General features: G+C 69.7%; 13 protein-coding genes. 4 read left to right on the forward strand and 9 right to left on the reverse strand.

Going from position 1 to position 9,406, the window contains the following annotated elements; all coding sequences use genetic code 11:
• The coding region (locus H0W38_RS09510) for a YeeE/YedE thiosulfate transporter family protein (RefSeq protein ID WP_292453205.1) at positions 1–740 on the forward strand (740 nt) is incomplete at its 5' end.
• Positions 741–765: 25 nt separating this feature from the next.
• Here H0W38_RS09510 and H0W38_RS09515 read toward each other — a convergent pair.
• The 7 genes from H0W38_RS09515 to mltG form a co-directional block, all read right to left on the reverse strand.
• Positions 766–972: a hypothetical protein gene (locus H0W38_RS09515; RefSeq protein ID WP_292453208.1), complete on the reverse strand. Its 207-nt coding sequence runs from the start codon at positions 970–972 to the stop codon at positions 766–768.
• Between the two features lie 235 nt (positions 973–1,207).
• Positions 1,208–1,849: an ankyrin repeat domain-containing protein gene (locus H0W38_RS09520; RefSeq protein ID WP_292453211.1), complete on the reverse strand. Its 642-nt coding sequence runs from the start codon at positions 1,847–1,849 to the stop codon at positions 1,208–1,210.
• Between the two features lie 8 nt (positions 1,850–1,857).
• Positions 1,858–2,670: a TatD family hydrolase gene (locus tag H0W38_RS09525; protein ID WP_292453214.1), complete on the reverse strand. Its 813-nt coding sequence runs from the start codon at positions 2,668–2,670 to the stop codon at positions 1,858–1,860.
• Positions 2,671–2,764: 94 nt separating this feature from the next.
• Positions 2,765–3,178, reverse strand: a complete 414-nt coding sequence (locus tag H0W38_RS09530; protein ID WP_292453217.1) for a PilZ domain-containing protein — start codon at positions 3,176–3,178, stop codon at positions 2,765–2,767.
• Positions 3,175–4,266 carry a DNA polymerase III subunit delta' gene (holB, locus tag H0W38_RS09535; protein ID WP_367161838.1) on the reverse strand — a complete coding sequence of 364 codons (1,092 nt, stop codon included), beginning with the start codon at positions 4,264–4,266 and terminating at the stop codon, positions 3,175–3,177. The genes H0W38_RS09530 and holB overlap by 4 nt, the downstream gene beginning before the upstream one ends.
• Positions 4,263–4,895 (reverse strand): dTMP kinase, encoded by a 633-nt coding sequence (gene tmk / locus H0W38_RS09540; RefSeq protein ID WP_292453220.1) that lies wholly within the window; start codon positions 4,893–4,895, stop codon positions 4,263–4,265. Before tmk ends, holB begins: the two co-directional genes overlap by 4 nt.
• Positions 4,892–5,905, reverse strand: coding sequence for an endolytic transglycosylase MltG (gene mltG, locus H0W38_RS09545; protein WP_292453223.1), 1,014 nt, complete (start codon positions 5,903–5,905; stop codon positions 4,892–4,894). The genes tmk and mltG overlap by 4 nt, the downstream gene beginning before the upstream one ends.
• 43 nt (positions 5,906–5,948) lie before the next feature.
• Here mltG and H0W38_RS09550 point away from each other — a divergent pair, with 43 nt between their 5' ends.
• Genes H0W38_RS09550 through H0W38_RS09560 form a run of 3 tightly spaced genes read left to right on the forward strand, consistent with a single transcriptional unit; the run spans position 5,949 to position 8,146 of the window.
• Positions 5,949–6,947, forward strand: coding sequence for a folate-binding protein (locus tag H0W38_RS09550; protein WP_292453226.1), 999 nt, complete (start codon positions 5,949–5,951; stop codon positions 6,945–6,947).
• A 6-nt stretch (positions 6,948–6,953) separates the two neighbouring features.
• Entirely contained in the window at positions 6,954–7,271 is a 318-nt protein-coding gene (locus tag H0W38_RS09555; protein ID WP_292453229.1) for a DUF4936 family protein, read from the forward strand.
• Complete coding sequence (locus H0W38_RS09560) at positions 7,259–8,146, forward strand: NRDE family protein (RefSeq protein WP_292453232.1); 888 nt, start codon at positions 7,259–7,261, stop codon at positions 8,144–8,146. The genes H0W38_RS09555 and H0W38_RS09560 overlap by 13 nt, the downstream gene beginning before the upstream one ends.
• On the opposite strand, the gene H0W38_RS09565 is transcribed toward H0W38_RS09560, so the two are convergent.
• Together H0W38_RS09565 and H0W38_RS09570 are read right to left on the reverse strand one after the other, a co-directional pair.
• Positions 8,119–8,604, reverse strand: coding sequence for a DUF6152 family protein (locus H0W38_RS09565; RefSeq protein ID WP_292453233.1), 486 nt, complete (start codon positions 8,602–8,604; stop codon positions 8,119–8,121). The genes H0W38_RS09560 and H0W38_RS09565 overlap by 28 nt on opposite strands.
• Before the next feature lie 148 nt (positions 8,605–8,752).
• The coding region (locus H0W38_RS09570) for an asparaginase domain-containing protein (protein WP_292453235.1) at positions 8,753–9,406 on the reverse strand (654 nt) is incomplete at its 5' end.

Here is a 9,406-nt window from a genome sequence, read left to right on the forward strand (position 1 = left end):
CGCAGATGACGCTGCGCGGCGTGTTGGCGGAAGTCCGCGTACAGGGGCTCGACACGTGGAGCCTGCAACTCGGCCGGCCGCAAGACCTCGGCTCGCTGCTGGCCGTGCTGCTGCCCGCATCGGCCGGCACGTTGCGATGGGCCTTGCTGCTGGGCGTACTGGGCATTGCCGGCACCTGGCTGTGGCGCGCTCGGGCTTCGATGAAGCCGGTGCACTGGATCGGCGGGGTCGTCGTCGGTGCGCTGGTGCCCGTGTGCTGGTGGCTCACCGGGCAGGTCGGGTTCATCGCAGAGCACCCCGAAACCCTGGAGGCGGCCTGGCTCGGCACGCAATCCCGGCGGCCGGAAGCACTGAGCTTCACGGCCCCTCTTGCGCACGTGCTGGATCTGCTCACTTTCTGGACCGACCAGAACACCAAGGCGAGCTTCGGCGTGTTGCTAACCTTGGGTGTGGTGCTGGGCAGCTTCGTGACGGCGCGCCTGCGCGGCGAGTTCCGGGTGGAGTCTTTCAAGACGACCGACGAGCTGCGCGGTCATCTTGCCGGCGGCGCACTGATGGGCTTCGGCGGCGTCACCGCCCTGGGCTGCTCGCTCGGTCAGGGTCTCACCGGCCTGGCCATGCTGTCGGCCGGCGCCTGCCTGGCGGTTGCCGGCATCGTGGCCGGCGCATTCGCCGCGCTGAACGTGCAGGCGATGCGGGTCGGGCGGAGAAGCGGCGCCAGTCTGGCGACGACGTGCTGAGCGGGCTGCCGAAGCAGCGTGCGGGTCACTCGCCGCGGTAACGAATGGCATCGACCTTGCGGTCGAACTCGATCACTTCCTTGGCGACGCGCGGGATCAGGGGCTTGTCGAGCGGACGGCAGATGCGGCTTTGCAGGCGGCCCAGACGATCCGAACGCTCGATCGCCTGGAGCACCGTCTCCGGGTCCATCAGCAGCGCAAAGGGGTTGGACGGGGTATGGATCGGCAGCATGGGATCACCTCGGTTGGCTGGCATGACCGCAACTGTAGGGAGCCTGGGGCTCGCGCCGTAGTCGGGGCAGCGCCATAGACGGTGTCGGAATTCACCTGACACCCGCTGCGCCTGTCGCAGACGGTCGGAACAGTGCATTTGTCGCGGGGCCGCTGCGGCGCCGGCGCGACAGATCGTTTTCGCAAACGCCCCGTAGCGCGCCGCCGCCTGCGCTTGACCGCGCCTCAACCGCCCGTCAGCGCCCGGCAGGTGTCCCGCCAGCACGCTCGGCCAGCTTTTCAGCCAGCCACTCCCGACCTCCCACGCCGGCCAGGTCGGCGGCCGCGGCCCCGTCCTTCTCGCGCGCGCGCACGTCGGCGCCGGCAGCCAGCAAGGCCTCGACCAGGCTTTCGTCTGCGTAGAGCGCAGCCATCATCAGCGGCGTGCGGCCGTTGGGGGCGCGAGCGTCCACCGCCGCACCCTCGGTGATCAGCAGCCGCAGGGCCGGCAGCGAGTCGCCGGCCGCGGCGTAATGCAAAGGCGTCCAGCCGGGCCGGTTGATGTCGGCGCCGCGTTCGATCAAGGCTTCGCACAAGGCGATGTTGCCTTTCATGGCCGCCTTCATCAGCGGGGTTTCGCCGGCCGGGTTTTGCACATTGACGTCAGTGCCGGGCAGCCGGGCGAGCGTCAGAGCCACCTCGTCGGCGCCGGCATCGAGCGCGCGCATCAACGCCGGCTGGCCTCTCGGATCAGGGGCGTTGGGATCGAAACCGCGCGCCACCAGCGCTTTCACGGCTGCGGGGTCGTTGCCGTGAACCGCACGAAAAAAATCCTCGTACGAACCAGCAAGGACAGAAGAAAAGCCAAATGCAAAAGCCAGATAGGCGATGTACTTCATGCGATTTATCAGGTCGTTGCCGAACCCGCAGCGACCGGAACATTGAACAAGCTCTCGAAATTGCGGCGGGTTGCTTCGGCCACGGCCTCGACGCTGCAGCCCTTGAGCTCGGCCAGCCTGGCCGCCACCAGAGGCACGAAAGACGGGTTGTTGATCTTGCCCCGGTGGGGCACCGGCGCGAGGTAGGGGCTGTCGGTCTCGATCAGGCAGCGATCCAGCGGGACTTCGCGCGCCACCTCGTGGAGCTCGGTCGCGTTCTTGAAGGTCAGGATGCCGGAAAACGAGATCATGAAGCCCAGGGCCAAGGCCTCGCGGGCAACCTCGCGGGTTTCTGTGAAGCAATGAAAAACGCCGCGCGCCGGGGTGCCCGTGCCCGACGTGCCTTCCTCGCGCAGGATCGACAGGGTGTCCTCGGAGGCAGAGCGCGTGTGAATGACGAGCGGCAAGCCGGACCGTCGCGCGGCCCGTATGTGCACGCGAAAACGGTCTCGCTGCCAGGCCATGTCGGCGACCGTGCGTTCGCCCAGGCGGTAGTAGTCCAGGCCGGTCTCGCCGATGGCCACCACGCGCGGTTTGGCCGCCAGTTCGAGCAGGTCCTCCACGCTCGGCTCGTGCACGTCTTCGTTGTCGGGATGCACGCCGGCCGAGCACCAGAAGTTGTCGTGCGCCAGCGCCAAGGCGTGCACCGTCTCGAACTCCTCCAGCGTGGTGCAGATCACGAGCGCGCGGTCGACGCGCTCGCGGGCCATCGCCGCGCGAATGGCCGGCAAGTCGGCCTGCAGTTGCGGGTCGCTCAGGTGGCAGTGGGAATCGACGAACATGGTGCGGTCACTGTGACTCAGCGGCCGAACGAGAGGTTTTTAGGGTCTAGGGTCGCGCCGCGCAATCCCCGTCAAAGCGGGACAGAACAACGCCTCAGAGCGTCTGCGTTGGCTTGGCCGAGGACAGCGAGGTGCCGAGAATCTCCTCGATCCTGACCCTCAGCATGCGCGTTTTCTCGTCGGTGGGAAAGCGCACGCCGACGCCCTGCGTGCGACCGCCCGAAGCGTTGGCCGGCGTGACCCAGCCGACCTTCCCGGCCACCGGATAACGCTGCGGATCGTCCGGCAGCGACAGTAGCAGGTAGATGTCTTCGCCGAGCTTGTATTCGCGATTGGTCGGCACGAACAGCCCGCCGTCGGTGAAGAGCGGGATGTAGGCCGCATACAGCGCGCCCTTCTCGCGAAAGACGAGCTGGATCACGCTCGGCCGCGCGGTGGTGGCGACCGACGGTGCGCTCCGCAGGTTCACGTCTCGCAAATTCACATCACGCAGGTTCGCTTCACTCATGGTTTCAGTGTATCCACCGGACTCTGGCCGGCAGCGCGCCGCAACGTCGAAGACCGTGCGACTTGCGGCAGAGTTGTCGCCAACGTGGCCGGCTGCATCGCCCTGCGCAATTGCTGCACCAGCGCTTCGACGCCGAGCGCGGCATTCCAGGGGTGTTCGGCGCGGCGCATCTCGCCGCGCAGCACGGCGCCGCAGGCAGTGAGTTGGGCCACATCGCCCGCCGCCGGAACGCTTAGCGCGCCGAAGTAGCGCGGCGCGGCGCCGACCGCCACGGCCAGCGCATCGTGACAAAGCTTTTGCAGCGCGTCGATTGCCAGCGGCAGCGGCCAGGCGGCCAGCGTGGCGCTTTGCCCGGCCTGCACCTCGCGCGGCAGCCGCAGCCAGGCCTCGGCGGTGACGCCCAGCGCAAGCCGCTCCAGCACTTCCAGCGGCGCGCCGCCCGCCGCAGCGAGCAGCACCTCGGGCTGGTTCACGCGCTCGGCTTCGAGCCAGTCGAACGCCGCCTGCTGCCGGGGCAGCGGCAGCCGTAGCGCCTGGCACCGGCTGCGCACCGTGGGCAACAACTGCTGCGGCGCGGCACTGGCCAGGATGAAGCGTGCACGGCCGGGCGGTTCTTCCAGCGTCTTGAGCAGCATGTTGGCGCTGGTGGCGTTGATGCGCTCGGCCGGGTACAGCACGCTTACCTTTGTGCCGCCGCGTGTCGAAGTCTTCTGCGCGAACGCCACCGCGGCGCGCACCGCTTCCACGCGGATCTCCTTGCTCGGCTTGCGCCCCTTGCCGCCCTCGCCGTCGGCGGCTTCCTCGGTGGCGCTCCAGCCCAGGGTCTGCTGCAGCGCCTCGGGCACCAGCACCAGCAGGTCCGGATGGGTGCGTCCGGCGATCAGCCGGCAGGCACCGCACACGCCACAAGCCTGACCCGAAGGCCGCGCCTCGGGCTCGCCTTCGCACAGCCAGGCGGCGGCGAGTGCCAGTGCCAGCTCGAACTGGCCGACGCCGCGCGGCCCGTGAATGAGCAGCGCATGGCTGCGAGTGGTTTGCAGGGCCTGCGCCAGTGGCGCCAGCAGCCAGGGAGCGAGCGCGGCGCTCACCAGCCTCGTTCCTGAAGCATGGCGACGATCTGCGCGGCCACCTGCTCGCGCGGCTGTGCCGCGTCGATGCGGGCGAAGCGCTGGGGCGCTGCGGCCGCGCGCGTCCGATAGCCGTCGCGCACGCGCCGGAAGAAGGCCTCGTCCTGCTGCTCGAAGCGATCGGGTGTGCGCGCTGCGGCGACGCGCCCAGCAGCCACGGCGGGATCGAGGTCGAACCACAAGGTCAGGTCGGGCTGTCGCGTGCCGACCGCGGTGGCCTGCACCCAGCTTTCGAGCGCGGACAGCACCGCGAGATCGAAGCCGCGACCGGCCCCCTGATAGGCGAAGGTGGCATCGGTGTAGCGGTCGCACAGCACCACCGCACCGCGGGCCAGCGCCGGCTCGATGCACTGCTGCAGGTGATCGCGCCGCGCCGCGAAGATGAGCAAGGCCTCGGTCAGCGCATCCATGCTCCGGTGCAGCACCAGTTCGCGCAGGCTCTCCGCCAGCGGCGTGCCGCCGGGTTCGCGCGTGCGCACGACCTCCAGGCCCTGCCCGCGCCACCGTTCGGCCACCGCCTCGAGATGGCTCGACTTGCCGGCGCCGTCGATGCCCTCGAAAGTGACGAAACGGCCCGCCGTCGTGCTCACCGCGGTGTGTCGCGGCCGATGCCGCGCTGGTACTTGTTCACCGCCCGGTTGTGGTCGCCGAGATTGGTGCTGAAGACGCTGGTGCCGTCGCCGCGAGACACGAAGTAAAGCGCTTTGGTGGCCTCCGGCTTCACCGCGGCCAGCAGCGAAGCCTTGCCGGGCATGGCGATCGGCGTGGGCGGCAGGCCGCGCCGCGTGTACGTGTTGTAAGGCGTGTCGGCCTGCAGGTCGCGCTTGCGCAGGTTGCCGTCGAAAGCTGCACCCAGCCCATAGATGACCGTCGGGTCCGTCTGCAACGGCATCCCGATGCGCAGCCGGTTCACGAACACGCCGGCGACCTTGCCGCGCTCGTCGGCCTGGCCGGTCTCCTTCTCGACGATGGAGGCCAGGATCAAGGCCTCATCGGGACTCTTCAGCGGCGTGGACGCGTCACGCTGTGCCCAGGCGGCCTCCAGACGGCCCTGCATGGCGCGGTGGGCCCGTTGCAGCACCGACAGATCGGTGGCCCCCTTGTGATAGCTGTAGGTGTCCGGGAAAAATCGGCCTTCTGGCGCGATGCCGGGCATGCCCAGTGCCGCCATCAGCTCGGCGTCGTTCATCGCGACCGTGCTGGGCACAAGAGCCTCGGCTTCGGCCAACTCGGCCCGCAACTGACGAAAGTTCCAGCCTTCGATCATGCGCACCGTGGCCAGGGTGACATCGCCGCGCACCATCATGCGCAACAGCGACACGGGGGTCTCGCCCGTGCGGATCTCGTAACTGCCGGCGCGGATCTTGCGCGCCTCGCCGGACCATCGGAACCATTCGTAGAGCAACCGCGGCGGCACGCGCACGCCGGCGTCGACCCAGGCCTGGGCGATCTGGCGCGGCGGCGTGCCGGACTCGATCGACAACTCGACGCTCGGACCGCCGAGCGGCAGCGGCCGCTGCAACCACCAGAAGACCGCCGCGCCTGCGCCCAACAGCAGCACCAGCGCCAGCAGCAGCCCTAGCTTGAACACGCGCTTCATCGTTGGTCGGTTTGTTCCATGCGGCGCTGATGATAATCAGCGCATGACCTCTATCCCTGCGACCGAGATTGCGCCCGAAGGTGCCGTGGGCCTCGACCACACCGGCCTGATCGCCACCCGCGGCGCCGACGCCGCGGCCTTCCTCCACAGCCAGTTGACCAACGACTTCACCGGCCTCGGCCTCGGTGAGGCCCGGCTGGCTGCCCTGTGTTCGGCCAAAGGCCGCATGCTGGCGAGCTTCGTCGGCTTCAAGCGCAGCCACGACGAGATCTGGCTAGCGTGCCGGGCTGATCTGCTGCCCGCAACGCTCAAGCGCCTGCGCATGTTCGTGCTGCGCGCCAAGGTGCAACTCGAAGAAATCGCCGCGCCGGTTTCGCTGCTCGGCTTGAGCGGTGCTCAGGCGGGCGCTTGGCTGCAGGCCGCCGCCAGCGGCACCGCGGCCCTGCCCGTCTGGGGCCACCGGCTGCTCGACAACGGCGTGAGCATCGTGCGCCTGCCGGACGGCGCCGGTCAGCCGCGCTGGCTGTGCGCGGCGCCGGCCGAATCGGCGGTCGAAGTGCTCGATGCGTTGCCGGGCTTGAGCCTGCCGGCCTGGGACTGGCTCGAGGTGCAGAGCGGTGTCGCACCGGTGCAGGCTGCCACCGTGGAAGCCTTCGTGCCCCAGATGCTCAATTACGAACTGGTGGGCGGCGTGAATTTTCAGAAGGGCTGCTATCCCGGCCAGGAGGTCGTCGCGCGCAGTCAGTACCGCGGCACCCTCAAGCGCCGCGCCTTACCCTTGCACGGCGAGGCGCCGATGACCGCGGGGCAGGAGGTGTACTGGAGCGGCGACGCCGGCCAGCCGAGCGGCGTCGTGGCCGTGGCGGCGCCCGCGCTGGGCGGCGGCCATGACGCGCTGGTGGAGTTGAAGCTCGCCGCGCTCGAAAACGGCAGCCTGCACTTGGGCAGCGCCGACGGGCCGGCGTTGACGCTTTGCGCCCTGCCCTATGCGCTGCCGAACCCGACGGCGGCGGCGCCGCAGCAGACCGGCGCACCGAACTGAAGCCCGATGGCTGCGCCCGCGTCCGCGCCCGGCCACGAGCTTTTCATCTACTACCGCGCCGAGCCGGCACGCGTCGAGGCCGTGGCTGGCGCCGTGCAGCAGATGCAGGCGCAGTTGTGCGACGCACATCCCGGGCTGCAAGCGCGGCTGCTGCGCCGCCCCGATGTGCGCGACGGGCTCCAGACCTGGATGGAAATCTACCGCCTGCCCGACGGCGCCAGCCCCGTCGCGCTGGCCGCGGCCATCGAACGCGCCGCCGAATCACTGCAGGCGCACTTGACCGGCCCCCGGCACGTGGAGCACTTCGCCGAATGTGCCTCGTAGCGATGGCGCTCGGGCAAAGCCCGCGCTTTCCGGTGGTGATGGCGTCGAACCGCGACGAGTTCTTCGACCGCCCCGCCGCCGGCCTGGACTGGTGGACGCCGCCGGGCGGCGGCCCGGCGCTGCTGGCCGGTCGAGATCTGCGAGCCGGCGGCACCTGGTTCGGTTTGAATGCGGCTGGCCGGCTGGCGCTGGTGACGAACGTGCGCGCCTCATCAGCCGTGCGGGCCGCGGCGCCGTCACGCGGAGAATTGGTTCCGCACTGGCTGCGCAGCGAAGCAAGCTTCGATGCGTGCTGGCGCGAGTGGGCCGGCGCCGGCTACAACGGCTTCAACCTTGTCGCCGCCGATCTGGCTGCAGGCGAATGGACATGGGCCAGCAACACCGGTCGGCCGCCGCAGCGCCTGGTCATGGGGCTCTACGGTTTGTCGAATGCGGCGCTCGACACCCCCTGGCGGAAGACCGAGCGGCTCAAGCATCAGTTGCGCGCGGCCCTGCAGGCGAGCGAGACCGGCGAGTCGGCCGAAGCACTCGCTTCGAAACTCTTCCGCGCCCTCGCCGACCGGCGCATCGCTGGGGATGACGACCTGCCAGCGACCGGCATCCCGCTGGACCGGGAGCGCGAACTCTCGGCCGCCTTCATCCGCACGACCGATGGCCGCTACGGCACCCGCTACTCGACCGTGCTGATCACCGAACGCATCGAGGGGCGCTCGATCACGCAGGTTTTCGAACGCAGCTTCGACAACGGTGAGCCCGGCGCTCTGCGCCGCACCCGGCTGCTCGACTGGCCTGCGGCGCCCGGCGCCATTGCGCAGGCCGAGGCGGTGGTGGCGGAGGCGCCGCCCGCTCAGACGGGCGCCGACCGCAGGCCGTAGGCTTTGCCGTTGGCGAACAGGAACTCGACGCGCATGACGGCCTGGCCCTCTTCCAGCGGGGCCGCATAGCCGATCAACGAAATGGTGTCGCCCACTTCGAGCGGCGTGATGTCCCAGGCCTGCATGCGAAACAGCGGCGCCAGCTCGAGCGTCCAGGGACCCCCCCGCCGCTTGGGTAATTGGGCGTTGCCCAGCACCTCGGCCGTATCGACCGAAGCCTGCTGTGCCGGCAGAGTGCGGCGAACCAGATCGGCCGGCAGGCTCAGGTCGGACGCCGGCTCCAGTTCGAGGTGCGCGTGGGGATTGGTCCAGCGCACCATCGCAACACGGCCTTCGAGATAGAGCGGGCGGCGCACGTCGTAGCCGCTCCACCCGTGGTGCGCGGACGCGATGCGAACCGGCAGCGCAGCGAACAAAGGAGCCGCGGCACAGGCGGCGATCAGCGAACGACGTTGCATGAGGGCTCTCCCTGGATGAGAAGCGGACGCTAACAACAGCGACAGCGTCGCGCCCGGGGCGACGGATAAAGAACTGCTGATGCCGCGGGTTTCCCGCGGCTCGGTCACTGCCCATTTTTCAAGTCACATAGCCAAACGCCCCCGGCTTCTACCGCCGGCGGTCATTGCCCAGCATCAGCTGCAGCATCAACTCGATGCGCGCCTGCACCGCGCTGAGGGCACCGCAGCCGGGCAGGCTGGCCGGGCCGGCGTCTTGCAGCGGACCGTCGGCCACGCGCGTCGCTCGTCGCACGGCCACACCTTGCGCCTGGGCCCGGAGCAGCGCCGCCTCCAGCGCATGGTGCAGGGTCCCGTTGCCGGTGCCGGCAGCAACCAGGCCATCCACTCCGTGCGAGACCAGCGCATCCACGATCGCCCCGCAGGCACCGGCGTGGCTCAGCACGATCTCCACCCGCGGCCAGCGCGCGCCAGCGAAGCAGGCCGTGCCCAAGGGCGTGCCACGGGGCCAGTCGCGCAGGCGCCGTACACGCCCCGCTTCGATGCGCGCGATCGGCCCCGCGTCGCCGGAACCGAAGGCGTCGAGCCGGTGGGTGTGCGTCTTGCGCACGTCGAAGGCTCCATGCACCGTGCCGGCCAGCACGGCCAGCACACCGGCCGCGCCCGGCTCCAGGGCGAGGGTCACAGCATCGTGCAGGTTCTGCGGGCCGTCGGCCTGCAGTGCCGTCGCAGGACGCATGGCAGAACACAAAACCACCGGCTTCGCAGGCGCCAGCACGCGCTGCAGCCAGTAGGCGGTTTCCTC

The organism is Methylibium sp. (genome assembly GCF_013817365.1).
In the GTDB taxonomy this organism is placed as follows: domain Bacteria; phylum Pseudomonadota; class Gammaproteobacteria; order Burkholderiales; family Burkholderiaceae_C; genus Methylibium.

Coding starts and splice junctions, on each gene's coding strand:
- H0W38_RS09530 (WP_292453217.1), bottom strand. CDS start 3,178: ATGAGTGAAGCGAACCTGCGTGATGTGAATTTGCGAGACGTGAACCTG.
- mltG (WP_292453223.1), bottom strand. CDS start 5,905: ATGAAGCGCGTGTTCAAGCTAGGGCTGCTGCTGGCGCTGGTGCTGCTG.
- H0W38_RS09515 (WP_292453208.1), bottom strand. CDS start 972: ATGCTGCCGATCCATACCCCGTCCAACCCCTTTGCGCTGCTGATGGAC.
- H0W38_RS09565 (WP_292453233.1), bottom strand. CDS start 8,604: ATGCAACGTCGTTCGCTGATCGCCGCCTGTGCCGCGGCTCCTTTGTTC.
- H0W38_RS09560 (WP_292453232.1), top strand. CDS start 7,259: ATGTGCCTCGTAGCGATGGCGCTCGGGCAAAGCCCGCGCTTTCCGGTG.
- H0W38_RS09550 (WP_292453226.1), top strand. CDS start 5,949: ATGACCTCTATCCCTGCGACCGAGATTGCGCCCGAAGGTGCCGTGGGC.
- H0W38_RS09525 (WP_292453214.1), bottom strand. CDS start 2,670: ATGTTCGTCGATTCCCACTGCCACCTGAGCGACCCGCAACTGCAGGCC.
- H0W38_RS09555 (WP_292453229.1), top strand. CDS start 6,954: ATGGCTGCGCCCGCGTCCGCGCCCGGCCACGAGCTTTTCATCTACTAC.
- H0W38_RS09520 (WP_292453211.1), bottom strand. CDS start 1,849: ATGAAGTACATCGCCTATCTGGCTTTTGCATTTGGCTTTTCTTCTGTC.